This window comes from Roseomonas sp. CECT 9278 (assembly GCF_918698155.1).
GTDB lineage: Bacteria > Pseudomonadota > Alphaproteobacteria > Acetobacterales > Acetobacteraceae > Neoroseomonas.
The window spans coordinates 1-24,910 of the sequence record NZ_CAKKLX010000052.1; the positions used below are offsets into that span (position 1 = coordinate 1).

26 protein-coding genes are annotated in these 24,910 nt (G+C 72.4%); 14 read left to right on the forward strand and 12 right to left on the reverse strand.

Features of this window, described 5'->3' with window-relative positions:
* From LQ222_RS22505 to LQ222_RS22515, 3 genes are all read left to right on the forward strand, one after another.
* On the forward strand, window positions 1-344 hold a 344-nt coding region (locus LQ222_RS22505), incomplete at its 5' end, for a hypothetical protein (RefSeq protein ID WP_230169097.1).
* A gap of 75 nt (window positions 345-419) precedes the next feature.
* On the forward strand, window positions 420-1,232 hold the full coding sequence (locus LQ222_RS22510) for a DUF6065 family protein (protein ID WP_230169100.1): 813 nt from the start codon (window positions 420-422) through the stop codon (window positions 1,230-1,232).
* Between the two features lie 119 nt (window positions 1,233-1,351).
* Complete coding sequence (locus LQ222_RS22515) at window positions 1,352-2,164, forward strand: DUF169 domain-containing protein (protein ID WP_230169101.1); 813 nt, start codon at window positions 1,352-1,354, stop codon at window positions 2,162-2,164.
* Here LQ222_RS22515 and LQ222_RS22520 read toward each other — a convergent pair.
* Both LQ222_RS22520 and LQ222_RS22525 read right to left on the reverse strand, forming a co-directional pair.
* Window positions 2,146-3,588, reverse strand: a complete 1,443-nt coding sequence (locus LQ222_RS22520; protein WP_230169140.1) for a UdgX family uracil-DNA binding protein — start codon at window positions 3,586-3,588, stop codon at window positions 2,146-2,148. The genes LQ222_RS22515 and LQ222_RS22520 overlap by 19 nt on opposite strands.
* Window positions 3,588-4,820, reverse strand: a complete 1,233-nt coding sequence (locus LQ222_RS22525; RefSeq protein WP_230169102.1) for a putative DNA modification/repair radical SAM protein — start codon at window positions 4,818-4,820, stop codon at window positions 3,588-3,590. Before LQ222_RS22525 ends, LQ222_RS22520 begins: the two co-directional genes overlap by 1 nt.
* A gap of 124 nt (window positions 4,821-4,944) precedes the next feature.
* Between LQ222_RS22525 and LQ222_RS22530 the strand changes: the two genes are divergently transcribed.
* Together LQ222_RS22530 and LQ222_RS22535 are read left to right on the forward strand one after the other, a co-directional pair.
* A complete protein-coding gene (locus LQ222_RS22530) occupies window positions 4,945-5,337 on the forward strand; it encodes a thioredoxin family protein (protein WP_230169103.1) in 393 nt (130 codons plus the stop codon).
* Window positions 5,338-5,347: 10 nt separating this feature from the next.
* Window positions 5,348-6,064 (forward strand): cytochrome c biogenesis CcdA family protein, encoded by a 717-nt coding sequence (locus tag LQ222_RS22535; protein ID WP_230169104.1) that lies wholly within the window; start codon window positions 5,348-5,350, stop codon window positions 6,062-6,064.
* 10 nt (window positions 6,065-6,074) lie between these two features.
* On the opposite strand, the gene LQ222_RS22540 is transcribed toward LQ222_RS22535, so the two are convergent.
* Both LQ222_RS22540 and LQ222_RS22545 read right to left on the reverse strand, forming a co-directional pair.
* Window positions 6,075-6,770 (reverse strand): SDR family oxidoreductase, encoded by a 696-nt coding sequence (locus tag LQ222_RS22540; protein WP_230169105.1) that lies wholly within the window; start codon window positions 6,768-6,770, stop codon window positions 6,075-6,077.
* Window positions 6,770-8,188: a M20 family metallopeptidase gene (locus LQ222_RS22545; protein ID WP_230169106.1), complete on the reverse strand. Its 1,419-nt coding sequence runs from the start codon at window positions 8,186-8,188 to the stop codon at window positions 6,770-6,772. The genes LQ222_RS22540 and LQ222_RS22545 overlap by 1 nt, the downstream gene beginning before the upstream one ends.
* A gap of 100 nt (window positions 8,189-8,288) precedes the next feature.
* On the opposite strand from LQ222_RS22545, the gene LQ222_RS22550 reads away from it, so the two are divergent.
* On the forward strand, window positions 8,289-8,837 hold the full coding sequence (locus LQ222_RS22550; protein ID WP_230169107.1) for a carboxymuconolactone decarboxylase family protein: 549 nt from the start codon (window positions 8,289-8,291) through the stop codon (window positions 8,835-8,837).
* Window positions 8,838-8,970: 133 nt separating this feature from the next.
* Here LQ222_RS22550 and LQ222_RS22555 read toward each other — a convergent pair whose 3' ends face one another.
* Window positions 8,971-9,729, reverse strand: coding sequence for an amino acid ABC transporter permease (locus LQ222_RS22555; RefSeq protein ID WP_230169108.1), 759 nt, complete (start codon window positions 9,727-9,729; stop codon window positions 8,971-8,973).
* 27 nt (window positions 9,730-9,756) lie between these two features.
* Between LQ222_RS22555 and LQ222_RS22560 the strand changes: the two genes are divergently transcribed.
* Window positions 9,757-10,551: a transporter substrate-binding domain-containing protein gene (locus LQ222_RS22560; protein WP_230169109.1), complete on the forward strand. Its 795-nt coding sequence runs from the start codon at window positions 9,757-9,759 to the stop codon at window positions 10,549-10,551.
* On the opposite strand, the gene LQ222_RS22565 is transcribed toward LQ222_RS22560, so the two are convergent.
* The 6 genes from LQ222_RS22565 to LQ222_RS22590 all read right to left on the reverse strand — a co-directional run bounded on the left by LQ222_RS22565 (window position 10,552) and on the right by LQ222_RS22590 (window position 15,754).
* Window positions 10,552-10,863 carry a hypothetical protein gene (locus tag LQ222_RS22565; RefSeq protein WP_230169110.1) on the reverse strand — a complete coding sequence of 104 codons (312 nt, stop codon included), beginning with the start codon at window positions 10,861-10,863 and terminating at the stop codon, window positions 10,552-10,554.
* A 56-nt stretch (window positions 10,864-10,919) separates the two neighbouring features.
* On the reverse strand, window positions 10,920-11,747 hold the full coding sequence (locus LQ222_RS22570) for a carbohydrate ABC transporter permease (RefSeq protein ID WP_230169111.1): 828 nt from the start codon (window positions 11,745-11,747) through the stop codon (window positions 10,920-10,922).
* Window positions 11,747-12,667, reverse strand: a complete 921-nt coding sequence (locus LQ222_RS22575) for a carbohydrate ABC transporter permease (protein ID WP_230169112.1) — start codon at window positions 12,665-12,667, stop codon at window positions 11,747-11,749. The genes LQ222_RS22570 and LQ222_RS22575 overlap by 1 nt, the downstream gene beginning before the upstream one ends.
* A complete protein-coding gene (locus LQ222_RS22580) occupies window positions 12,667-14,001 on the reverse strand; it encodes an extracellular solute-binding protein (protein WP_230169113.1) in 1,335 nt (444 codons plus the stop codon). The genes LQ222_RS22575 and LQ222_RS22580 overlap by 1 nt, the downstream gene beginning before the upstream one ends.
* A gap of 178 nt (window positions 14,002-14,179) precedes the next feature.
* The gene (locus LQ222_RS22585; protein ID WP_230169114.1) at window positions 14,180-14,737 is read right to left on the reverse strand and encodes a cupin domain-containing protein; all 558 of its coding nucleotides are present in this window, start codon (window positions 14,735-14,737) and stop codon (window positions 14,180-14,182) included.
* Window positions 14,738-14,785: 48 nt separating this feature from the next.
* Window positions 14,786-15,754 carry a S1C family serine protease gene (locus tag LQ222_RS22590; protein ID WP_230169116.1) on the reverse strand — a complete coding sequence of 323 codons (969 nt, stop codon included), beginning with the start codon at window positions 15,752-15,754 and terminating at the stop codon, window positions 14,786-14,788.
* A 359-nt stretch (window positions 15,755-16,113) separates the two neighbouring features.
* Here LQ222_RS22590 and LQ222_RS22595 point away from each other — a divergent pair, with 359 nt between their 5' ends.
* From LQ222_RS22595 to LQ222_RS22620, 6 genes are all read left to right on the forward strand, one after another.
* Window positions 16,114-17,133, forward strand: a complete 1,020-nt coding sequence (locus LQ222_RS22595) for a phosphotransferase family protein (protein WP_230169117.1) — start codon at window positions 16,114-16,116, stop codon at window positions 17,131-17,133.
* Window positions 17,130-18,419: a phosphopyruvate hydratase gene (gene eno / locus LQ222_RS22600; RefSeq protein WP_230169118.1), complete on the forward strand. Its 1,290-nt coding sequence runs from the start codon at window positions 17,130-17,132 to the stop codon at window positions 18,417-18,419. The genes LQ222_RS22595 and eno overlap by 4 nt, the downstream gene beginning before the upstream one ends.
* Window positions 18,420-18,744: 325 nt before the next feature.
* The gene (locus LQ222_RS22605; protein ID WP_230169119.1) at window positions 18,745-19,683 is read left to right on the forward strand and encodes a 2-hydroxyacid dehydrogenase; all 939 of its coding nucleotides are present in this window, start codon (window positions 18,745-18,747) and stop codon (window positions 19,681-19,683) included.
* Between the two features lie 570 nt (window positions 19,684-20,253).
* Entirely contained in the window at window positions 20,254-21,561 is a 1,308-nt protein-coding gene (locus tag LQ222_RS22610; RefSeq protein ID WP_230169121.1) for an MATE family efflux transporter, read from the forward strand.
* Window positions 21,562-21,633: 72 nt separating this feature from the next.
* Window positions 21,634-22,764, forward strand: coding sequence for a hypothetical protein (locus LQ222_RS22615; RefSeq protein ID WP_230169123.1), 1,131 nt, complete (start codon window positions 21,634-21,636; stop codon window positions 22,762-22,764).
* Window positions 22,761-23,966 (forward strand): hypothetical protein, encoded by a 1,206-nt coding sequence (locus LQ222_RS22620; RefSeq protein WP_230169124.1) that lies wholly within the window; start codon window positions 22,761-22,763, stop codon window positions 23,964-23,966. The genes LQ222_RS22615 and LQ222_RS22620 overlap by 4 nt, the downstream gene beginning before the upstream one ends.
* A gap of 12 nt (window positions 23,967-23,978) precedes the next feature.
* Here the strand turns inward: LQ222_RS22620 and LQ222_RS22625 are convergent, their stop codons facing one another.
* Window positions 23,979-24,395 carry a hypothetical protein gene (locus tag LQ222_RS22625; RefSeq protein ID WP_230169125.1) on the reverse strand — a complete coding sequence of 139 codons (417 nt, stop codon included), beginning with the start codon at window positions 24,393-24,395 and terminating at the stop codon, window positions 23,979-23,981.
* Between the two features lie 284 nt (window positions 24,396-24,679).
* Here LQ222_RS22625 and LQ222_RS22630 point away from each other — a divergent pair, with 284 nt between their 5' ends.
* Entirely contained in the window at window positions 24,680-24,844 is a 165-nt protein-coding gene (locus LQ222_RS22630; protein WP_230169127.1) for a hypothetical protein, read from the forward strand.
* The last annotated feature ends 66 nt before the right edge of the window (window positions 24,845-24,910 follow it).

Below are 24,910 nucleotides of genomic sequence, written 5' to 3' on the forward strand. Positions count from 1 at the left end.
CCGGCATCCGCGTCCCGGCCTCCGTCGCCGACAAGGGCACCGTGCGCACCGGCGCCGGCATCCGCGTCCCGGCTTCCGTCGCCGACAAGGGCACCGTGCGCACCGGCGCCGGCATCCGCGTCCCGGCCTCCGTCGCCGACAAGGGCACCGTGCGCACCGGCGCCGGCATCCGCGTCCCGGCTTCCGTCGCCGACAAGGGCACCGTGCGCACCGGCGCCGGCATCCGCGTCCCGGCCTCCGTCGCCGACAAGGGCACCGTGCGCACCGGCGCCGGCATCCGCGTCCCGGCCTCCGTCGCCGACAAGGGCACCGTGCGCACCGGCGCCGGCATCCGCCGCGCCTGATCCCCGGAGCTGGGGGCTCCCCGCGCGGGAGCCCCCGCCCCTGTCTGCCTGGCCGCACGCCCAAGGACCCGCACCATGGCCCCGGACAAGACGCCGATCGTCGCCTTCCACCGCCTGATCCCCGGCATCCCGGCGCCCGAGCGCGCCGATCGTTCGGGCCTGGGCGGCCTGCCGACGCGCGCCTTCCGGTATTGCGATGCGGTCACCACCGCCGCCGGCTTCGGCTGGCACATCACCGCGCCGCTCGACCTCGCGCTGATGTGGGACGGGCACGAGGTGCTCTGGACCTGCGAGGAGCTGGAGCATGAATGGATGCCGCTCGGCCTCGGCGCCGTGCAGTACCCGCATTTCCGCGCCCGCTTCGACGAGGAAGTGCCCGAGGATATCCGCGGCTTCTCCCCACCCTTCCTGACCGGCCTGCCCGAACCCGGCGTGGTCCAGATGTGGACCGGGCTGTTCGTGCGCACCGCGCCCGGCTGGTCCCTGCTGAGCCGCACGCCCGCCAACCTGCCGCGCTCGCCGCACTACGAACAGTTCGAAGGCGTGGTCGAATTCGACAAGTGGTTCGGCCCGCTGTTCACCAATATCCGCCTGACGCGCACCGACACGCCGGTGCAGATCAACCAGCTGCGCCCCATCCTGCAGGTGCAGCCCATCCCGCAATTCGCCTATGCCGATGCGGTGATGAATGCCTCGACCACCACCGACGCCTTCACCCAATGGGGTGATGCGGAATGGGATGCCTTCCGGTCCAGCGTGGTGGCACCCGCCACCGTCGAGGACCACCAGCCCGGCCACTACGCCGCCGAGATCCGCCGCGCCCGCCGCGGCCAGGGATGCCCCTTCGCGGCCATGGCCGCAGCACGGGAGGCCGCGCCAGCAGCCTGACCCCAAACAGCTGGCGCCGCTGAAGCCGTCGACCCCCTTACTACGGGGTCGGCGGCTTACTGCATTCTTGCCCTCCCTGCGCGACGGCGCATCATCGCGCCACGCCAGGAGGAAACCCCATGAACGACGCCCCCACCATCGCCGATGCCGCGCCGCCCGATGCGAAGCAGACCGCCGAGCTCGCGCGCCAGCTGACCGAGCTGCTGCGCCTGCGCACCCTGCCCTTCGGCATGAAGCTGTTCGAAAGCGCGGAGGAGATGGCGAAGGTCCCCGGCCTGCGCCGCCCGGCCGAGGGCCGCAAGTTCTCCACCTGCCAGCTGGTCACGCAGGCGCGCATCGCCGGCTTCACCATGGGCATCACGCACGACAACGTGCCCGGCTTTTCCAATTGCGGCGGCGTGATCGGGCTCAACGAACCGTCCGAGCTGTATCTCTCGGGCCGCAAGTTCGAAGGGGTGTGGTTCGAGAACCGCGAGGCCGCCGCCCTGCACCAGGCGCAGATGCCGCGCGTGCCGGCACGCTACGCCGGCCTGGTGGTGGCGCCGCTGCGCAGCGCGCGGCTCGATCCGCCCGACATCTGCCTGTTCTACGCGAACCCCGCGCAGATGATCCTGTTCATCAACGGGCTGCAGTGGAAGTCGTACAAGCGCTTCGACTTCTCCATCACCGGCGAGAGCGCCTGCGCCGATTCCTGGGGAAAGGCGCTGCGCGACAACGCGCCGTCGCTGTCGATCCCCTGCTATGCCGAACGCCGCTACGGCGGCGTCGCGGATGACGAGATGCTGATGGCGCTGCCGCCGCGGGATCTGGCGGTGGCGGTCGAAGGGCTGCTCGGCCTGTCCAAGGCCGGCCTGCGCTACCCGATCATGCCCTATGGCCCGCAGGCCGATCCGGGCGAAGGGATGGCGAAGTCCTACGCCGGCAAGACCTGAGCCGCGCGCTGCGCCTGCGCCAGCTCGGCCTCGAACCGCGCCGTCTGCGCGGCGGCGCGGCGCGCATCGGGCAGGCGCAGCAGATGGGCCGGGTGGGTCGTCACCAGCAGCGCGCGGCCGGGATCGAAGGGCGACAGCCGGCCGCGGATGTCGGCCAGGCGCGACGCCTGGCCGGTCAGCGCCAGGACCGCCGTGGCCCCCATCGCGACGACCACGCGCGGCTGCACCAGCGCGATCTCCTGCCGCAGCCACCAGCGGCACTGCGCGACCTCATGCGCGTTCGGCGTGGCGTGCAGCCGGCGCTTGCCGCGCGGCTCGTGCTTGAAGTGCTTCACCGCATTGGTCAGGTAGGCCTGCGCCCGGTCGATCCCGGCGGTCGCCAGCGCGCGGTCGAGCACGGCGCCGGCAGCGCCGACGAAAGGCCGGCCAGCCAGGTCCTCGCGGTCGCCCGGCTGTTCGCCCACGATCATCAGCGCGGCGCGGTCGGGGCCCTCCCCGAACACCGTCTGGGTCGCGGTGCAATGCAGCGCGCAGCGCGTGCAGTTGCGGGCGGCCTCGCGCACGGCCGCCAGAGACTCCGGCGCGGGCGGTGCTGCAAGGGCGCTCGCCTGTCGCCGCGCCTGGATGCGCGCGTGATGCGCCGGCGGCGGCAGCGCGGCCTGCGCCGCCATGGCCGCGACGCGCGCCGGCGCCTGCGCGACCAGCTGCGGGATCAGCGCGGCCTCGGGCAGGTTCTTCCAGTACTTCTTCGGCATCTCGGCGCGCATGGCACCGGGCTTGACCCGCGCCGGATTGAAGATGGCGGCGTAGTAGGTCAGCCACAGCGCATCCGTGGGGTCGTCCAGCACCGGCTTCGCCGCCGGGTCGCGGCTGACCGACAGCACGCCGTCCTCGAAGGCGGCCGAGCCCCGCGGCGTCAGGATCATCCAGTCCATGTCGGCGAAGCGGCGCGCGAAGAACGGCGCCTTCAACGCGACGATGTGATGGTCGGGTTCGAACCAGGCCAGGAAGCGGCGGCGCCCGCCCTCGCCCGCCGTTTCGCGGAAGCGCACGAAGGCCGTCATCTTGTGGCAGTCGCGGCGGACCGATGTCGCCAGCCGCGCCGCCGCCACCACATCGGCATCGGCCGGCATGCTCAGCAAAGCGGGGTCGTCCTGCAGGCGCACCAGCAGGCGATACAGCAGCGCGAAGCGGCCGGGATCGGCGTGGCAGACCACCGATTCCGCCAGGTCGAGGAAGGCGCGCGGCACGCGCGGCGGGGGGCGGGTGGCGGGCGGCAGCGGCGCGGCGGCGTCGAACAACGATGCCGCGCCGGCCATCCGCCAGTCGACCTCCTGCGGCCCGACGCCGGCCATCGCCAGCGCGCGTGCCGCGTCGCGCCACTCGGCCAGGTCGCCGCGCCCTTCCAGCGCGACCGCCTGCATCACAGCAGGGCCAGCTGCTGCGCCGGCGGCGCCACCAGCGCGGCCAGGTCCGACCGGTCCACCAGGCGCAGCGGCGTCCAGCCCTCCGCCTGGATCCACGGCCGCACCTTCCGCAGCGACACGCGCAGCCGCCCGAGATCGTCCAGCCGCAGCCGCCGATGCCGCCGCGCCGCCAGGATGGCATCCACGGTCTTCACGCCGAGGCCCGGCACGCGCAGCAGCGATTCGCGCGCGGCGCGGTTCACATCGACCGGGAAATCCCCGCGATTGGCCAGCGCCCAGGCCAGCTTCGGGTCCATCTCCAGGTCCAGCATCCCGTCCGGCCGCGCCGCCGTCACCTCGGCGATCGAGAAGCCGTAGAAGCGATACAGCCAATCGGCCTGGTACAGCCGGTGTTCGCGCAGCAGCGGCGGCTTCACGGGCGGCAGCTGCGCCGAGGCATCCGGGATCGGGCTGAAGGCCGAATAGTACACGCGCTTCAGCCCATAGCCGCCATACAGACGCGCGCTGGTGGCCAGCACCGTCGCGTCGTTCGACGCATCGGCGCCGATGATCATCTGGGTGGATTGCCCGGCCGGGGCGAAACGCTTGCGGGTCCTGGTCCGCAGCGTCGGTTCCTTCGCATCCTCGATGCGGATGCGCATGTCGGCCATGGCGCGACGGATGCCGGCCGGCTGCTTCTCGGGTGCGAGGGTCGCGAGGCCCGCATCGGTCGGCATCTCGACGTTGATGGACAGGCGGTCGGCATACAGGCCGGCTTCCTCGATCAGCGCCGGCGCCGCGTCGGGGATGGTCTTGAGGTGGATGTACCCGCGGAACCCGTGGGTGGTGCGAAGCTCGCGCGCCACGCGCACCAGCTGCTCCATGGTGTGGTCCGACGACCGCACGATGCCCGACGACAGGAACAGCCCCTCGATGTAGTTGCGCCGGTAGAATTCCATGGTCAGCCAGACCACTTCGTCGGGCGTGAAGCGCGCGCGCTCGACATTGCTCGACGACCGGTTGATGCAATACGCGCAGTCGAAGATGCAGAAGTTGGTCAGCAGGATCTTCAGCAGCGAGATGCACCGCCCATCCGGCGCATAGGCATGGCAGATGCCCGACCCCTCGGTCGAACCGAGCCCGCCGGTGCCCGACGAATCGCGCCGTGTCGTGCCGCTCGACGCGCAGGAGGCGTCGTATTTGGCGGCATCGGAGAGGATGGCGAGGCGCTCGCGCAGGGACCGGGGCATGGGCGATGTTCCATATATGTTCCTGTCCGGGGATGCAACGCGCCGCATCGCCGCCCGCCGGCGTAACCGCGCGGGGGCGGCCGGCGAACCCGCGCGGGACCACCACCTGACGGAGCTTCGCCCGATGCATCGCCGCACCCTTCCGCTGCTGGCCGCCGCCGCCGGCCTCATGCTTGCCCGCCCGGCCGCCGCGGCGCAGCGCGAGCCTTTCTCCGACGCCGCCTTCGATGCCGCGCAGGCCGCCGGCCGGCCGATCCTGGTCGAGGTCACCGCGCCGTGGTGCCCGACCTGCCGCGCGCAGAAGCCGCATGTCGATGCGGTCGCGGCCGACCCGCGCATGGCGCAGGCGGTGCTGTTCTCGGTCGATTTCGACAGCCAGAAGGACGCGCTGCGCCGCCTGAACGTCCGCACCCAGTCCACCCTGATCGCGCTGCGCGGGCGCGAGGAGCGCGGCCGCGCCACCGGCATCACCGACGGTGCCGCGATCCGCGAACTGCTGCTGCGCGCGCTGTCGTAGCGCGGGCTTCATGGTCTCGTTGCTGCTGGCGGGGCTGGCGGGGGTGCTCGCCAGCCTGTCGCCCTGCGTGCTGCCCATCCTGCCGATCGTCCTCGCCGCGGCGGGGTCGGAACACCGGCTGGGGCCGCTGGCGCTGGCCGGCGGGTTGGCGCTGAGCTTCGCGGGGGCGGGCATGCTGCTCGGCCTGGCGGGCTTCGCGCTCGGCCTGGATGCCGAGGTGCTGCGCATCGGTGCTGCGCTGCTGATGCTGGCGGCCGGCGCGGCACTGCTGTTGGCGGGCGTGGCCGCACGGCTTTCGGCGGCAGCGGAGCACGCGCTGGCACCGGTGACGGCCTTCGCGGCGCGCATGACGGCGCGCGGCGTGGGCGGGCAATTCGCGCTCGGCGCCGTGCTGGGCCTGGCCTGGGCGCCCTGCACCGGGCCGGCGCTGGGCGCGGCGATCGGGCTGGCCGCGCAGGCCGGCACGGCGCCGCGCGCGGCCGCCACCATGCTGGTCTTCGCGCTGGGGGCTGCGGTGCCGCTGCTGGCGCTGGGCTATGCCGCGCGCGGCGCGGTGCCGGCGCTGCGCCGGCGGCTCGGCAACGCCGGGGGCACGGCGCGCCCGGTGCTGGGCGTGGCGCTGGCGGGCTTCGGCCTGCTGGTGCTGACCGGCCTCGACAAGCGGATCGAGGCCGTGGCGACGGCCGCCCTGCCGGAGGCCTGGGTCGACCTGATCGTGCGGTTCTGACGGCGGCCGGTCAGACCGACCGGGTCACGCCCCCATCGACCCGGATGTTCTGCCCCGTGATGTAGCCCGCGCCCGGCGAGGCGAGGAAGGCGACGGTCGCGGCGATCTCCGCGACCGCGCCGTAGCGGCCCATGGGGATGGACGGCAGGCGTTCGGCGCGCACCGGCAGGCTGTCGATGAAGCCGGGCAGCACGTTGTTCATCCGCACATTGTCCGCGGCGTATTTGTCGGCGAACAGCTTGCTGTAGGCCGCCAGCCCCGCGCGGAACACGCCCGAGGTCGGAAACGCCGGATCGGGTTCGAAGGTCGCGAAGGTCGAGATGTTGACGATCGCACCGCCCTTCTGCGCGACCATGATGGGGGCGACCAGCCGCGTGGGACGGATCACGTTCATCAGGTAGACATCGAGCCCGCGGTGCCAGTCCTCGTCCGTGAGGTCCAGCACCGGCCCGCGCGGCCCGTGCCCCGCGCTGTTCACCAGCACGTCGATCCGGCCCCACTTGCCCATCGCCGCATCGACCAGGCGCTTCAGGTCGTCATTCGACTGGTTCGACCCGGTCACGCCGAGGCCGCCGAGTTCCCCCGCCAGCGCCTCCCCCTTGCCGGAGGAGGAGAGGATGCCGACCGCGAAGCCGTCCTCCGCCAGGCGCCGCGCGGCCGCGGCGCCCATGCCGGACCCGCCGGCGGTAACGAGGGCGACGCGCATCACGCCGACATCTTGATCGGCGGGTTCACATCCGCCGGCAGCGGGCAGACATACGGGTGCGCGTCGGTGCGCGCCTTGTGGTCGGCCTTGGCGGCGGCCAGCAGCTCGGGGTTGGTGATGGCGTCCACCGCCGTGCCGGCCATGATCTTCGCCACATGCACCAGGCCCTTGTGGGCGATGCCGGACTTGCCCTGCGCCGTCAGCTGCCAGGAATGGCCGGGCGTGCCGATGGCATAGGTCGCGCCGCGCGCCTGCACCGTCGGCACCGCCCAGGACACGTCGCCCACATCGGTCGAACCGACGCCGCCGCTGACCTTCGCATCCAGCGGCACGATGATGTCGCACAGCGCCTTGTCGCGCTCGACCTTCAGGCCGTGGCGCTTGAAGGCGGCGGCGATGTCGTCATCCGACAGCGTGGCCTGGATCTGGCGGGCATAGGCGCGGTCGGCCTCGTCGAATTCCGGCGGGCCCAGGCGCTGCATGTTGTCGTACATCGCCTGTTCGAGCGGCGTATTGGCCAGCAGGTTCGACACCGCGGAGACGACCTTCGTCGTCACGCTCGTCTCGGTCATCAGCGCCGCGCCATCGGCGATTTTCCGCACGCGCGCGACCAGCTGGTTCAGCCCGACCAGGTCGCGCGCCCGGATCAGGTAGCGCACCTTCGCCGTGCCCTGCACCACGTTCGGCGCGATCCCGCCGGCATCCAGATACGCGTAGTGGATGCGCGCGTCCGAGGGCATGTGCTCGCGCATGTAGTTCACGCCGACATTCATCAGCTCGACCGCGTCGAGCGCCGAGCGCCCGAGCTCCGGCGCGGCGGCAGCGTGCGATGACCGCCCGGTGAAGCTGAAGTCGATGCGCGTATTGGCCAGCGACACCGCCTCGTTCACGCCGGTGAAGGCGGCCGGGTGCCAGCAGATCGCCATGTCCACGTCGGCGAAGGCGCCCTCGCGCACCATGAAGCCCTTGGCGGCGCCGCCTTCCTCGGCGGGGCAGCCATAGTAGCGCACGCGCGCCCGGATGCCGTTCTCGGCCAGCCAGTCCTTCACGGCGGAGGCCGCGAGCAGCGAGGCCGCGCCCAGCAGGTTGTGCCCGCAGCCATGGCCCGAGCCATCGCCCGGCAACGGCTTGTGCTCGGCGATTCCGGCCTCGTTGGAAAGGCCAGGCAGCGCATCGTATTCGCCCAGGATGGCGATGACCGGGCCGCCCTCGCCCGCCTCGCCCATCACGGCGGTCGGGATGCCGGCGACGTTGCGCGTCACGCGGAAGCCGTGCTGTTCCAGCAGCGCGGTGTGCTCGGCGCAGGAGCGTTCCTCGGCGTAGCACAGCTCCGGCATGCCCCAGACGCGGTCGGCGAGTTCGATCGCGTCGGGCGCCTTGGCATCGACCAGGCGCCAGATGTCTTCCGAGTTCCGCATGGGCCGTCTCCCGTCTGAAGGCGGCCATCTACCCCCGTGGCGGCGCGCGCGTAAAGCGAGGCGCTGGACGCCACGCCCGCCGCGCCGCAGCATCCCGCCCATGCCCCGCGTCACACCCCTTCGCCCCGAGACCCTGCCGCCCGACCTCGCCGAGATCTGGCGCCGCTACGCCACGACCTACGGGTCCTTCGAGGGACAGCTGGAAGTCTTCGCGCATGTCCCCGCCGCGCTGCGCCACCTGATGCCGATGCTGATGGAATTGCGCGCCGCCGCGACGCTGCCGCGCCGGGCGCTGGAACTGGCGATCGTGGTCGTGTCGAAGCTGAATGCCTGCGACTACTGCATCGCCCACCACCAGCCCTTCCTGGCGGTCGAGGGCATCCCGCCCGAGGCGGTGGCCGCCCTGCCCGAGGGCACCGGCCACCCCGCGCTGACCGAATGCGACCGCGCAGTCATCGCCTTCTCGGTCGCCGCCTGGGAGACCAGCCACCGCGTCCCCGAACGCCTGTTCCGCGCGCTGCGCGAACACTTCACCGAGGCGCAGATCGTCGAGCTGACGCTGCGCATCACGCTGACCGGATTCTTCAACCGCTTCTCCTCGGCGCTGGGCATCGAGGAAGCGGCGCTTCACCCCCGGCAGACCGCCTGAGCCTGCCGGCACCGGGTGCCTGCCGCCCCCGCCCGGCGCCCCCTCCAGGCGCCTGCCGTGGCGTGGCGCGGTGGCGGACAGGCGCGGCGCCGGACATCGCGATGGGCCGTCCGGCGCGTTCCCATGCGGTCGGTCAGCCCGGCATCCCCTGCCGCTGGTCGGCCCCCAGCCGCCGCTCCAGCCGCCGCACCGCCCAGGAGATCAGCAGGATCAGCGCCAGGTATTCCAGCACCAGGATGGTGTAGATCTCGAGCGGCCGGAACACCGTCACCACCAGTTCGTTGGCGCGGCGCGTGAGTTCCTGGTAGCCGATGACCGACGCCAGCGACGACATCTTCACCACATAGACCAGCTGGTTGCCGATCGGCGGCAGCACGCGCCGGATCGCCTGCGGCAGCACGACGAAGCGATAGCGTTGCCACGCCGACAGCCCCAGCGCCTGCGCGGCCTCGTGCTGGCCGCGCTCGATCGACTGGATCCCGGCGCGCAGGATCTCCGCCTCGAAGGCGGAATCGCAGACGGCGATGGCCAGCATGGCGGCGGCGAAGATGCCGATGCGGATGTCGAGCACCACCGGCAGCCCGTAGAACACCCACAGGATCATCACCAGGATCGGCACCGCGCGGAACAACTCGACCCAGACGCGGCTGAACACCCGCAGCGCCCGCCAGCGCGCGAAGCCCGCCAAGGCCACGCCCAGCCCCAGCGCCAGCGACACCGCCATGGCCGCGACCGACAGCGACACCGTGGCCCACAGCCCGTCCAGCATGAAGCCCAGGTTCGCCTGGCCGCGCGGGTCGGCCGGGTTCACCACATGCCAACCCCAATTGCCCCCGCAGCCGGCCAGCGCCGGCAGCGACAGCAGGACGGCCACGCGCCGCCATGGCATCATGCGCGCCATCATCCCGGAGACCACGCCATGTTCCGCCGCACCCTTCCCGCCGCCGCGCTCGCCACCGGCACCCTCGCCATCCCCGCCCAGGCCCAGGCGCCGGGCGGCGGGCGGCTCGCCGCCATCCAATCCGCCGGGCGCATCCGCATCGGCACCACCGGCGACTTCAACCCGATTTCCTTCCGCGACCCGGCCTCGCGCGAATACCGCGGCCACCAGATCGACTGCGCCCACCAGCTGGGGCGCGACATGAACCTGCGCATCGAATTCGTCGCCACCGACTGGCGCACCCTGACCAATGCCGTCAATGCCGACCAGTTCGACATCGTGATGGCCGGCACCTCGATCTCGGTCGCGCGTGCCGCCGCGGCGGCCTTCACCATCCCCTGGGGGCGCACCGGCTTCGTGCCGCTGGTGCGCCGGCGCGACGCCAACCGCTTCGCCGGCTGGGACGCGCTGAACCAGCGCAACGTGACCATCGCGACCTCGCTCGGCACCACCATGGAGGTCTTCGTGCAGCAGGCGCTGCCGAACGCAACCCTGCGCCGCGTCGAGAGCCCGGCGCGCGACTGGCAGGAACTGCTCGGCGGGCGCGTCGATGCCTCGGTCACCAGCACGATCGAGGCCGCCTTCCTGACGCGCGAATACCCCGACCTGGTGGCGATCCTGCGCGACCAGCCGCGCAACACGCTGCCGATGGCCTTCATGGCGCGCGCCGACGACGCGGCATTCCTGCGCTTCCTCGACACCTGGGTCAGGCTGCGCCAGGAGAGCGGCTTCTTCGACGAGCTGGCGCGCAAGTGGGGCCTGGTCGCATCCTGATCAGCGCCGCGCCGCCAGGCGCACCGGCACCAGGGCGGGCGGCAGGCGCTGCCGCCGCCCGCCGCGCGGCGCGTCGTCCTGCCCGCCCAGCAGCATGACCGCCGCGCCGATCTGCACCGACCCGAAGGTCAGCCCGGTGAAGAACCACAGCAGCGCAACCACGGGCGCGCCACCCTCGCGCAGGATCAGGCGGCCGACGCCGCCCGGATCCGCCCACAGCACCGCACCCACGAACATCGCGGCCAGGCCGAAGCCGACCAGCCCGTGCAGCAGCATGAAGCGGATGGCGACAGGTATGCGGCGCGGCGCCATGGTGGCCTCCAGGATCAGCCAGACATAGGCCGGCGGGCGGCGACCGCAACCGGCACTCAGCCGCCCTTCACGCCCCCCGCCGTGAGGCCCGCCACGATCTGCTTCTGCGCCAGCAGCGTGAGCACCAGCACCGGCGCGGTCACCAGCAGCGCCGCGGCCGAGAGCGGCCCCCAGGAGATCTGCTCGAAGGTCAGCATGTTGTTCACCGCGACGGGCAGCGTGCGGCTCTCGCGCCCCGCCAGCACCATGGCGAAGATGAAGTTGTTCCAGGAGAAGATGAAGGCGAGGATCGTCGCCACCGTGATGCCCGGCTTGGCCAGCGGCATCGCCACGTGGCGGAAGGCCTGCCAGATGGTCGCGCCATCGACCAGCGCGGCTTCTTCCAGCTCCGCCGGCAGGCCTTCGAAGAAGCCCATCATGATCCACACGACGATCGGCACGGTGATGACCAGGTGGGTGATGATGATCGGCACCACCGTGCCCGTCAGCCCGACCCACTGGAACAGCAGGAACAGCGGGATCAGGTACGACAGGCCCGGCGTGATCCGCGCGATCAGGATCACCACCGCCGCCTTGGTCGCGCGCATCTTCGCGATGCCATAGCCCGCCGGCACGCCCAGCAGGATCGCGAGCCCGGTCGCACTGAACGACACGATCACCGAATTGATCGCATACTTCAGGAAGTCGTTGCGTTCGAACACCGCGGCGAAATTGTCCCAGACCGGCGGGTTCGGGATGAACACCGGCGGGTAGTCGGTGTTGTCGAGCTCGTTCTTCAGCGACAGCGACAGCATCCACAGGAACACCAGGATCGCCGGGCTGACCAGCATCAGCACGCCGAAGCCGAAGCCGATATTGCCGATGATGCGCTTGGCCTTGCGCATCACGCCTTCACCCGCGCGCGGGTCCACAGCAACACCATCGCCAGCATGATGATGATGGTGAAGAACACGACCACCACGGCGCTCGCGTAGCCCAGGTTGTAGTAGGCGAAGGCCTGCAGATAGAGAAAGATGTTGATGGTCTCGCTGGCCGTGCCCGGCCCGCCCTGGGTGATGACGTAGATCGTGTCGAAGGCCTTCAGCGCATCGATCGTGCGGATGATCAGCGCCACCACCAGGAAGGGCGCCAGCAATGGCAGCGTGATGTGCCAGAAGGCCTGGAAGGGTGTGGCGCCATCGATCTTGGCGGCCTCGTAGGGATCGATCGGCAGCGATGCCAACCCGCCGAGCAGGATCAGCATGACCAGCGGCGTCCAGTGCCAGACCTCGATCATCACCAGCGTGGGGATGACGGTGTCGGGGGCATAGACCCACATCGACGGCGGCAGGCCCACCTGTTGCAGCAGCCAGTTCAGCACGCCGAGCTGCGGGTGGAACATCATGGTCCAGACCAGTGCGACCGCCACGGGGGTCGCCATCATCGGCAGGATGAAGATGGTGCGCGCCAGCCCGCGCATCGGGAATTTCCGGTGGAACGCCAAGGCCGCCAGCAGCCCCAGCACCATCGGCAGCACCACCGACAGCGCGGTGAAATACAGCGTCCGCAGGATGGACAGCAGGAAGCGTTCGTCATCCACCAGCTTCAGGTAGTTGGCGAAGCCGACATACTCCCGCCCGCCGCCGAGCTTGAAGTCATGCGCCGACATGTACAGCGTGAAGACCCAGGGAAAGATGATGGTGGCGAGCACCACCGCGCCGCAGGGCACGACGAACCACCAGTAGCGCCGGGAATAGTTGCGCCGCCGGCGGCGGGGTGCTGCCCCCGCCGCCGCCGCGCTGGCGATGGTCGCCGTGCCATCCATCAGGACGCGCGCTCGGAGGCTTCGAGGACCGGGCGGAAGGCCTCGGTCGCGCGGCGCAGCTCGCCCGCCACGTCCGCCCCGCCGATCGTGCTGGTCAGCGCCGCGCCGATCACGTCGCGGAATTCGGTGACGGGCACGATCTCCGGCAGGCCGGGGCGGCTGATGCGCGCGCTGGCGATCAGCGTGTTGAAGAATTCGCGCGAGAACCGCGACCCGGCGATCGCTTCCTCGTTCCGATAGGGCGAGGTGCGGGCGGGCGAACCGGCGCCGGACGTCAGGTAGCGCAGCTGGTTCGCCTTCCCCGACGCCCATTGCAGGTAGTACCAGGCGGCGCCCTTCTTGCGCGACTGCTCGGCGATGCCGAAGCCGGTGCCGAACATGGCGCAGTGGTGATGCGCCGGCCCGCGCGGCACCACCGCATAGCCGACCTTGCCCGCCACGCGCGATCGCGTGCGGTCCTCGAGCGGCGCGGCGAAGCCCACGCCATCCAGCCAGAACGCCGCGCGCCCCTGCATGAAGGTCGTCTGGCATTCGTTCCAGTTGAAGCCGGACACGCCCGGCGGCGAGCAGTCGCGCAGCAGCTTCTTGTAGAACTCGCCGGCCCAGATCGCGTCGGGCGAATCGCTGACCAGCCGGCGTTGCGCATCAAGGAAATCGCGCTGCTGCGTGCCCAGCAGGAAGGACGAATACAGCACCACGTTGGCGTTGCGCAGCCCGCGCCCGACATTGCCGTAGATCTGGCGCGAGGGTTCGGTCAGGCGCTTTGCGCTCTCGTACATCTCGTCGAAGGTGGTCGGCACGGCGATGTTCTTCGCCGCGAGCAATTCCTTGTTGTAGTACAGGATGAAGTAGTCGGTGAACTCCGGGATGGTGTCCATCCGCCCGTCCGACTGGGTGGAATATTCCACCGCGCCGGCGCCGAAATCGGCGAAGTCGAAATCGGGCGAGGTGATCGACGCATCGGCCATCAGCGCCTTGATGTCGGTGCACCAGCGCGCCCGTCCGACCTGGCGCTTGTTCACATGCAGGGAGATGCCGACCACGTCGAAGGACGGCCGGCCGGAGGCGAATTCGATCGCGAATTTCTGGCGGTGCTGCTGCTCGGGGATCTGCTCGGCGCCGACGCGGATGCCGGTCATGTCCTCGAATTCGCGCTGGTTCTGGATCAGGATGGTGCTGCGCGGATTGGCCGTCAGGCTGACCTCGATGCGCTCGCCGCTGAAACGCTTCCAGTCGAAGGCGGATTGCGCGTTCGCCTGCCGCACGATCGGCGGCGCTGCGACAAGCGCGCCACCCGCCGCGAGCGCCGTCCGGCGCGTGATGCCCTTGGTCATGTCGCTTCCTCCGCTGGTGGCGCGGGTCCGTGCCCGCTGGCCTTGCCGGCGCGATGTTCGGCCCGAAACGGCCGCCGCGGCAAGTGGCGCAGACAGCGCCCTCGTTTGACCGGCGGCCTGCCCTGCGCGCCGAGCGCCCGAACGGCGATCCGGCGCGCCACGCCGGCGACCGGGCGCCTCACACCGCGACGCGGCGGATCGCCTCCAGCACGGCGGGGTCGGTGATCGGCGCGGTGTCCCAGGGCGCCTCGGGCGGCGGGTCCAGCGTCTCGAACACGGTGGAGAGTTCGATCGCGCCGGTCTGCGCCGGGCGCGGATAGGGCGTGGGATCCGCTGCGCCGGCCAGGCGCGGCTTGCCGATGGCCACGAAGAAATCCTCGAGCCCCGCCGGCACCAGCATCCACAGCATCCGATAGGGGCCGCCGCCATCATTGATGAAGCCGTGGCGCACATGCGGCGGCGCCACCATGAAGGTGCCCGCCACGATGCGCCGCACCTGGCCATCCAGCCGCGCGAGGCACTGCCCCTCGATGATCCAGAAGATCTCGGTCTGCGCGGGGTGCGCGTGCTCGCGGATCTTGCCCAGCGGCGGCAGTTCCTGAAGGCCCGCCGAAAAGCCCGCCGGCGCGCCGGGCAAGCGCGGCGAGGTCAGCAGCTCGATCCAGCCATTGGCCGGCTGCGGCTGCCAGTGCCGCTCGCCCTGCCCCGGCGGGACGACCACCATGCGCGCCGTCATGGCGCGACCGTCATGCGCGCCACCACGGCGCGACAACAATCCCGCCCATCAATGCATCCGCGGATGCTTGAGGAAGGACATGCGATCGGCGGAGACCACCGCCACGTCGCGCGACCCGCGCGCCCGGCCAAGCTTCAGCTTCACCGTCGATCCCGCATGGCCGCAGGACCACACGGCGCGCCACAGCTCCGCCAGGTCGGTCACCACCGCGCCATCGACCGCCAGCACGCGGTCGCCGCTGCGCACGCCGGAATTCTCCGCCGGCCCGCCCGGCGCCAGCGAGGCGATCGCGACACCTTCCTCATCCTCGGTGGCATAGAGGCCGAGCCAGGGCCGCGCCGGGCGGTTGACGCGCCCGCAGGTGACCAGGTCGTTCAGCACCGGGCTGAGCCGATGCACCGGGATCACCATGTTGAGGTCGAGCCGCCGCCCTTCCTCGCCCTGCTGGAGGATCAGCGAGCCGATGCCCATCAGCTTGCCATCCGGCCCGAACAGCCCCGCCCCGCCCCAGGAGGGATGCGCCGGCGCGGTGAACAGCGCGTCCTCGATCAGGTATTCCCAGTAGCCGGCGAAGGGCTGCCGCGCGACCAGCTTGGCCGAGACCGCATGGCCCCGCCCGCCAGCCGCGCCGAGCATGACCGGGGCGCCGATGCGCAAGCCCTCGCTGTCGCCCATCTCGACCGGCGTGACGCCCAGCTTGCCCAGCGCCTGCACCAGGCCGAAGCCGTTCTCCTGGTCCACCGCCAGGGTATGGCCGGGCACCGCGCGGCCATCGGCATTGGTGATCCAGATGCCCTCGGCCTCGGTCACCAGGTAGCCCACGGTCAGCACCAGGCCGTCGCCGATCACCACGCCCGATCCCTCGCGCTCGGTGCCCAGCACCCGGGCGGTGAAGGCATCGGCGGGCACCTGCGTGCGCAACCCGACCACCTTGCCGAGCGCGTCCTCGATGTCGAAGGACCACTCGGTGGGGTCCGGCTGGAGGTGTTCGGGAATGTCCCACTCGTCCTTGGCCATGATTGATCCGTCGGCGTCGCACAGGTTGGTCGTCGCGGTTCCTAGCATGGGTTTGGCGGGCGCGCATGAGGGTTGGCGCGGGCCTCATGCCATTTGGCGACCGCCGGCCGGCGTGCGGTGCCGGCGGCGGGCCGGGCGCGGCGCGCGCGGCCCCGGCATCGCACGGGCGATCCCGGCCCCGTTCCCGCGCACGGACGATCCGGCACCGCCACGGTTGCCCGAGGCGCGCGCAGCGCAACTCCGGCGATGCCGGCGGGCGCCTGGCCGTGCTACGCTCCTTGCAGAAGGAAGCCACATGGGACGGCGCGGCGTGGCGTTGCACGCCCCCCCGCGCGCCGATGCCCGGCCGGGAGGGCTTGATGTCTGCGCGCCTGGCGGAGATCCCAGCACCCATGACGGAAGGCCTGCGGGCCATGGGGCTGCTCGCCCCCGATGGTGTCGCCGAGGGCGAACCGCTGAGCGGCGGCGTCTCCTCCGACATCTGGCGCGTGGTGCTGCCCGATGGCCGCGAGATCTGCACCAAGCGCGCGCTCGCCAAGCTGAAGGTGGCGGCGGATTGGCGCGCACCGGTCATCCGCAACCGCTACGAGGCGCGCTGGCTGGCCCGCGCCGCCGAGGCCGCGCCGTGTTCCGTCCCCGCGCTGCTCGGCCAGAACGAGGCGACCGGCACGCTGGCCATGCAATGGCTGCCGCCCGCGGACCACCCGGTCTGGAAGGCGCGCCTGCATGACGGCCACGCCGATGCCGGCTTCGCCGCGGAGGTCGGCCGGCGCATCGCGCGCATCCATGCCCATGCGGCGCGCCGGCCCGCGCTCTCGGCGGATTTCCCGACCGACCAGCTGTTCCACGCGATCCGGCTGGAACCCTACCTGGTCGCGACCGCGCGCGTGCATCGGGACCTCGCCCCCGCGCTGACCGCGCTGGTCGCGCGCACGGCGGCGACCAGGCTCACGCTGGTGCATGGCGATGTCAGCCCGAAGAACATCCTGGTCGGCCCGCGCGGGCCGGTCTTCATCGACGCGGAATGCGCCTGGTGGGGGGACCCGGCCTTCGACCTGGCCTTCTGCCTGAACCACCTGCTGCTGAAATGCCTCTGGACGCCGGCCTGCGCGAGCGACTTCCTGCGCTGCTTCGAGGCGCTGGCGACCGCCTACCTGGCGGGCGTGGAATGGGAAGCGCCGGCGGTGCTGGAGACCCGCGCCGCCAGCCTGCTGCCCGGGCTGTTCCTGGCCCGCGTGGACGGCAAGAGCCCGGTCGAGTACCTGACCGATGAAGCGGACAGGAACCGCGTGCGCCGCGTCGCGCGCGCCCTCCTGCTCGCGCCGCCGGACCGCTTGCGCAGCGTGCGGACCGCCTGGGGAGACGAGATCGGCGCATGAGTTCCACGACCATCGCTTCCGTGCGCGGCCGCCGCGTATGGGACAGCCGCGGCCGCCCGACGGTGGAGGCCGAGATCCGCCTTGCCGGCGGTGCCCGCGGCCTGGCCATCGCGCCGGCCGGCGCCAGCACCGGCAGCGGCGAGGCGCTGGACCGCCGCGATGGCGGCACCGCCTTCGGCGGCTATGACGTGACCGGCGCGGTGGGGTCGGTGAACACCGAGATCGCGCCGCGTGTGGCCGGCATGGATGCCGCCGACCAGGGCGCGCTGGATGCCGCGCTGATCGCGCTGGACGGCACGCCGAACAAGTCGCGGCTCGGCGCGAATGCGACGCTGGCGGTGTCGATGGCGGCCGCGCACGCGGCGGCGCACGCGAACGGCATGCTGCTGTGGAAGTACCTCGGCGGCGACGCGGCGACCTTGTTGCCGCTGCCGCAGATCCAGATCCTGGGCGGCGGCGCCCATGCCGGGCGGCGCGTCGATATCCAGGATTTCCTGGTGATCTGCCCGGCCGCGACATCCTTCGCGCAGGCGCTCGACTGGACCGCCGAGGTCTATCGCGCCGCCGGCGGCATCATGAAGGATCGCGGCCTGCTGCAGGGCGTGGCGGATGAGGGCGGCTGGTGGCCCGCCTTCACCGCCAACGAACAGGCGCTGGAGACGCTGGTCGCCGCGATCGAACGGGCAGGCTTCAAGCCCGGCGAACAGGTGGCGATCGCGCTCGACATCGCGGCGACGGATTTCGGCAAGGCCGGGCGCTACCGGCTGGGGCTGGAGGGGCGCGAACTGGATACCGACGGCATGATCCGCATGCTGCTCGGCTGGATCGACGCCTATCCGATCGCCTCCATCGAGGACCCGCTGGCCGAGGACGACGCCGCCGGCTTCGCCGCCTTCACGCGCGAGGTGGGCGGCCGCATCCAGGTGGTGGGCGACGACTTCCTGGTGACCGATGCCGCGCGGGTGCGCGAGGCGGCGCGCCAGGGCGCGGCGAACACCGTGCTGATCAAGCCCAACCAGCGCGGCACGCTGAGCGAGACCCGCGCCGCCTGGGAGGCGGCGAAGGAAGTCGGCTATGCCGGCATCGTCTCGGCACGCAGCGGCGAGACGGAGGATGTCACCATCGTCCACCTGGCGCTCGGCTGGGGGGTCGGGCAATTGAAGGTCGGCTCCTTCGCGCGGTCCGAACGCATGGCGAAGTGGAACGAGGCGCTGCGGATCGAGGAAGGCCTCGGCGCCCGTGCGCGCTTCGCCGGCGGGGCGGTGCTGGGGCGGTCCGGCCGGTGACGGCGATCGGTCATTTTAGGATTTTAGACTTTTACACGATCGGCCAGCCCGCCGGGCCCGCGCCCCGGATCGGCCGTGCGGCGACACATGATGCCTGCTCAACGGGTGCCGCCCATCGGATGGCGCTTGGCGCGCGCGCAACCGCGGCACCGCCACGGCGCACGTCTTGTTCCGGCGGAACCAAGGGCGCCACGGGGCCGCACCGATGGAGGCTCCTGCCGGGCGACCCGGCCGCCGGGTCTGGCGGTCGGCCGGCCACGCGCAGGCGCGGTGATGATATTATTCCTATATCGCGGCGCCATGGCCGGGGTCAAGGCGAAACGCCATGAAGGTCCTGCTGCACTACCGCGCCGGGCCGGGCCTCGCGCAGCGCCTGGCCGCGCTGCCGGGCATCGAGCTCAGCCTCGTCTCCGACACCGACGACACCGCCCTTGCCGCCGCGCTGCCGCAGGCCGAGGCGATCTGGCACGTGCTGCGCCCGCTGACCGCCGCCGACATCGCCGCCGCCCCCCGGCTGCGCCTGATCCAGAAGATCGGCGTCGGCGTGAACACCATCGACCTCGATGCCGCCCGCGCGCGGGGGATCGCCGTGTGCAACCTGCCCGGCACCAATGCCCGCGCGGTGGCGGAACTGACGCTGCTGCTGATGCTGGGGGCGCTGCGCCGGGTGGCCCATTTCGATGCCGCCACGCGCGCCGGGCAGGGCTGGGCGCAGCCGCCGGCGCTGCAGGACAGCCTGTTCGAACTGGGCGGGCGCACGGTGGGCCTGGTCGGCTATGGCGCCATCCCCGCGCTGCTGGCGCCGGTGCTGGCCGCGCTCGGCTGCCGGCTGCTCTATACCGCGCGCGAGGCGAAGCCCGATGCCGAGGGCAGCTACCGCACGCTTGCCGGGCTGCTGGCGGAAAGCGACGTGGTTTCCCTGCACATCCCCGAGACGCCGCAGACGCGCGGGCTGATCGATGCCGGCGCCATCGCGCGGATGAAGCGCGGCGCGGTGCTGGTGAACACCGCGCGCGGCGGGCTGGTGGACCAGGCGGCGCTGGTGGCGGCACTGCAGTCGGGCCAGATCGGCGCGGCGGGCCTGGATGTCTTCGCGCAGGAACCGCCGGACCCGGCGGACCCGCTGTTCAGCCTGCCCAATGTGGTGGTGACGCCGCATGTCGCCTGGCTGACCACCGGCACCTTCGACCGGTCCTTCGCGATCGCCGCGGAGAATGTGCGGCGCCTGGCCGCGGGCGAGCCCTTGCTGCACCGGGTCGCGTGAACGGTTTTTGCTTTGCCTCAGGCGCCGGCGCGCACATTCGTGCGCTTGGCTTGCGCGCCGTGCACTGTCGCACGGGGCGCGGCGGGCCGCCTGGGCGCGGTCGCGCTTCGCGCTCGCGGATCGCGGCAGGGCCGCGATCCGATGGTGTCGTGCCGGCCCTGGAGTGTTGCGCCATGACGCCCTGCGCCGGCGCCGGCGCGCACATTCGTGCGCTTGGCTTGCGCGCCGTGCACTGTCGCACGGGGCACGACGGGCCGCCTGGGCGCGGTCGCGCTTCGCGCTCGCGGATCGCGGCAGGGGCGCGATCCGATGCTGTCGTGCCGGCCCTGGGATGTTGCGCCATGACGCCCTGCGCCGGCGCCGGCGCGCACATTCGTGCGCTTGGCTTGCGCGCCGTGCACTCTCGCACGGGGCGCGGCGGGTCGCCTGGGCGCGGTCGCGCTTCGCGCTCGCGGATCGCGGCAGGGCCGCGATCCGATGGTGTCGTGCCGGCCCTTGCGTGCAGCACCCTGATATCCTGCGCCGGGTCGTTCCTGGGGCGCGCGCGACCGGCATGATCACCCGCGCCGCATGACCCAGGCCCCCGCCCCGGTCCTCGAGATCGCGCGCCTGTCCGCCCCCACCATCCTGGTGACCTTCGTGCAGGCCATCGCCCAGACCACCGAGGCCGCGCTGATCGGCCGCCTGGGCACCGAGGCGCTGGCCGGCTACGCGCTGGTGTTGCCGCTGCTGATGCTGATGCAGATGACCTCCGGCGGCGCCATGGGCGGCGGCGTCGCCTCGGCGGTGGCGCGCGCGATCGGTGGCGGACGGACCGCGGAAGCCGCGGCGCTGGTCAAGCACGCGGTGGTCATCGCGCTGGTGATGGGCGTGCTGACCATGGTGCTCGCGCTCGGCTTCGGGCCGATGCTGTTCCGCGCGGTCGGCGGCCGCGGCGCCACGCTGGACCACGCCGTGACCTATGCCTCCATCCTGTTCGGCGGCGCGGTGCTGGTGTGGCTGTCGAACATCCTGGGATCGGTGCTGCGCGGGGCGGGCAAGATGCGCCTGCCGGCCATCATCATGACCGCCTGCTGGGTGCTGGAGGCGCCGCTGTCGGGGCTGCTGATGCTGGGCCTGGGCTGGGGCCTGGCGGGGGCGGCGATCGCCTACCTGGTGGCCTTCGCCGCGGCGGCGGGCAGCATGGCCTTCGTGATCCTGCGCGGCGGCGCGGGCTTCGTGCCCGACCTGCGCGCGCCGCTGCGCCGCGACCTGTTCCGCGGCATCCTGGAAGTCGGCGTGGTCGCCACCATCATGGCCACCATCGCCAACCTGACCGTGGTGCTGATGACCGCGCTGGTGGCGGTGCACGGCACGGCGGCGATCGCGGCCTATGGCGTGGGCGTGCGGCTGGAATTCCTCATCATCCCGCTGGGCTTCGGGATCGGGGTGGCGCTGACCTCGTTGGTCGGGCGGCGCGTGGGCGCGGGGGACTGGGCCTCGGCGCGCGCCACCGCCTGGCGGGGGGCGGCGATCGCCGGCGGGCTGGCCGGCGGCATCGGCGTGCTGGCGGCGATCTTCCCGCATCCGCTGGCGCGGATCTTCGCCGCCGACCCGGCGGTGCAGGAGGCGATCGTGGTCTATCTGCGCTGGGTCGGGCCGTCCTTCGGGCCCTTCGGCCTGGGCATGGCGCTGTATTTCGCCTGCCAGGGGGCGGGGCGGATGCGCGGGCCCTTCGCGGCCTCGGTCTCGCGCCTGGTCTTCGCGGTGGGGGGCGGCTGGGCGCTGGCGACCTTCACCGATGCCGGGCTGCCGGGGGCCTTCGCGGCGATCGGGCTGGGGCTGGCGGCCTATGGCGTGCTGGTCGCGGTGTCGGTGCGGTCGGGGGTGTGGCGGTGAAGGATCGCATGGAGAAATTGCAAGGCCGCGCCGAAACCCCTCCTTTACCCCTGCGCGCCACGATGGGGTGGCATGACGGAAATCCGCACCGACATCCTCGAACGCTTCGGCACCGCGGCCTACCAGCCGGCGACCTTCCTCGACCGCGGCGTCACCGTGCCGTTCACCACGCCCTTCCTGCTGGGCGCCCGCATTCGGCCCAATGAAAGCCGCGCCGGGCTCGAGGTTGTCATCACCAACCCGTCCGGCGGGCGCGGCAACTACATCGTGCCCTGGGGCGCCCTGCCGGAGATCTGCGCGCCCACCCTGCACGACCGGCGGCTGTGGCAGCGCCTGTCCGACCAGGCGGTGGTCTCCCCCCCCACGGTGCGCGAGACCGCGCGCGCCGTCGCCGCCGAGGGGCTGGCCGGGCGCGAGGCCGCCGCCGCCGTGGCGCGCGCCGTCAACGAGGACGGCGCGGCGCGGATGCGCGCCAACTTCCTGCTGCTGCTCGACCTGATCCGCCGCACCGAATCGCGCGACGAAGCGACCGTCCCGCCGCAGGCCGACACGCCGGTCCGCATCGAACAGCGCGCGCGCCGCGCGGTGGCGCGCTTCGCCCCGCGCCTGGGCGTCAGCCCCGAGATCATCGCCGCCTGGCTCGAAGCCATCGCCAGCGCCTTCTGCGGCGTGGGCATTCCCGGCGATCCCGGCGTGTCGCGCACCCGCGCGCTGGTGGTCGGCCTGCAGGCGATGGTCAACGAGATCGAACTGCATGTCGCGCAATCGGCCGACCCCAGCGAACAGCACGCGGCGGTGCTGGTGATGGATGCGGCGCGCCTGACGCTGTCCTGCGCGGCGGGCGCCTTCAAGGACCTGGACGGCCTGCTGTCGGACACGCCGACCCTGCTGCGCGCCTGGCGCGAGGATTCGACCGAGCTCGGCCGGCGTGCCTCGCGGCCCGACTGGCTGCTCGATGGCTGGCAGGTCATCACCGAATTGTGGCGCGACGCCGATCCCGGCCTGCGCGAGGGCGCGCTGTGGGAGATGGCGCTGCTGGCGCCGGTGATGCCGCGCGAGGTCGAGGAATGGCTGGGCATCACCGACGATTGGGACCGCCCGACGCGGATGCGCCGGGTGGTGCGCGCGAACGAGGACTGGCGGTCGGGCCGCATGCTCGAGATCGTCGCGCGCAACGAACGCCTGCGCTCGCGCGCCGCATGAGCACGACCCTCTCCGCCGAGCAGCGCCGCCTCACCCACGCCGTGGCCTCGGCCTCGGATGATGCGCTGGCGCGGGTGGTCGCGGTGTTCGACCGCATGGCCGACCGGCGCGAGGCGGACCGCCTGCTGGATGCGGCGCGGCCGCGGCTGCGCCGGCTGCGGCCGCCGCGGCCGATCGCCTTCACCCGGCTGCTGTTCCTGCCGCTGGATGGCGTGGTGGCCGATGCGCGCCGCTGGAAGCGCGCGGATGGCGGGCTGCCGCGCAGCGCGCTGCCGGCGCTGGCCGATTCGGTGCGCGTCGCGATCGGCACCGAGGCCGAGGCGATCGAGCGCGCCTTCGCCGGGCGCAGCTTCGCCGACCTTTCGGCGGTGGATGCGGCGGGGCGGCGCCTGTGGCGCGCGGCGGCGGATGCGGCGGCGCGGCTGGCGCCACCGCCGGGCTGGGAGGGCAGCGGCCTCGGCGAGGCCGAGTTCCGCCATTGCGCGGCCCTCGCCGCCGGGGTGTGGCGCCATGCCGACCCGCTCTGGAGCGCGCTGCTGGCGGCGCGGGAGGGGCCGCCCGCCACGCTGGTGCAGGCCGCGCTGGGCGCCGCGGCGGCCGAGGATGCCGCGGTGGTCGAGGCGATCTTCGCCACCATCCTGCTGAAGGCGGCGAAGCCCGGGTCGGTGGCCTCGGCGGCGGCGTCCGCGCGGGTGGGCGCGCCGGGCGCGATGGAGCGGGTGCTCGACCAATGGATCGAGGAATGCCGGCCGGACCTGTCGGTCGCCGACCCGCAGGGCGCCGCGCAGCTCGCCGAGGAATTCGCCGAGGCACTGGACGACCTGGAGACCTCGGAGGCGGGGCGGCGGCCCGAGCGCCGGCAGCGTGTCGCGGCGCTGCGCCGCACGGTCGGCGAGGCATGCCGCAGCGCCTTCGCGGATTCAACCGCGCATCATCTGCTGGACCCGCTGGCGCAAGCCGGCGCGCGGCCGGACGATGCGCGGATGCAGGCGATGGAGGCGACCGCGCGCAGCCTGCGCCGGATCGAGACGGCGGGGCGAAGGCTCGGCGGGGCGAGCGCCTATGACGCCACGCTGCGGAAGGTGATCGATTCCTTCGCCGCGTTGCGCGCGGCGCCGGAGGCCAACCCCGCGGACCTCGCGCGGCTGACCGAGATCCTGGCCGGGCCGGAAGCGGCGCTGCGCTTGCTGGACGCGCGGTGACGCGCGGCGCCGTCAGAACCGGAAGTTGAGGCTCACCCCGGGCTGCGGCGCGTAGTACACGGGCGGCGGCGGCGCGTAGTAGGCGCGCGGCGGCGGCGCGTAATAGGCGCGCGGCGGGGGCGCGTAATACACCGGCGGCGGCGGGCGATAGTATCTCGGCGGCGGCGGCGCGTAGTAATACGCGCGCGGCGGCGGCCCCCAGCCATGGCCATGCGGCGGCCCGCGGCGCCAGCGGCCGCGGTCGCCATCGCCGACCGGCAGCACGCCCGAGGGGGCGGCCTCGGCCAGGCCGGGCAACGCGCCGGCGCGCGCGAGCGTCACGCCCTGCCCGGCTTCCGCCAACAGGGCAGGCGCCGCCGGCATGGCCGCCGCGCCGAAGCTGGCCTGCGCGAGGCCGAGCAGCACGGCACTGATCGCAACGGGTCGCATGGCTTTTCCTCCTCTCCGCGACGGCGGAGTCGTGATGGCCTGGATCGCAACATGACGTGGCAGGTTCATGGCAGTTGCGTCATGTGCCGGACACGTTAGAGCATGCTGCATTCGCTCGCGCTCACGTAGCAGGCTCTAGCCTGTTGTTTTCAGAGCATCTTCACGCGTTCAGATGAGTTCATCTGAACGCGATCTGCTCTGGCGGGAGGTGAGGCGGCATGCCTCGCGACCAGCCGTCGATCGGTGTCGTCCCGGCCGTGCCGGGGGTGCGGCAGTAGCGGATCGTGCAGGCGGCTCACGCGGCGGTGCGGCTGGCGCTCGTTGCGCCCGCACCGCCGAGCGAGGCCGAAGCCGCCGCCGGGGTGGCAGTGCAGCGCCCGCAGGCCTTGCCACGCGGCGCGGCGGGCAAGGCGGAGGATGTCGTCTGCGAGGTGCCGCACCACGCCTGATCCGGCCGCGCGACCGCCGGCCCGTGCCCTGCCTCCGGCCGGGCGTGGCGCATGGCGCGGCATGCG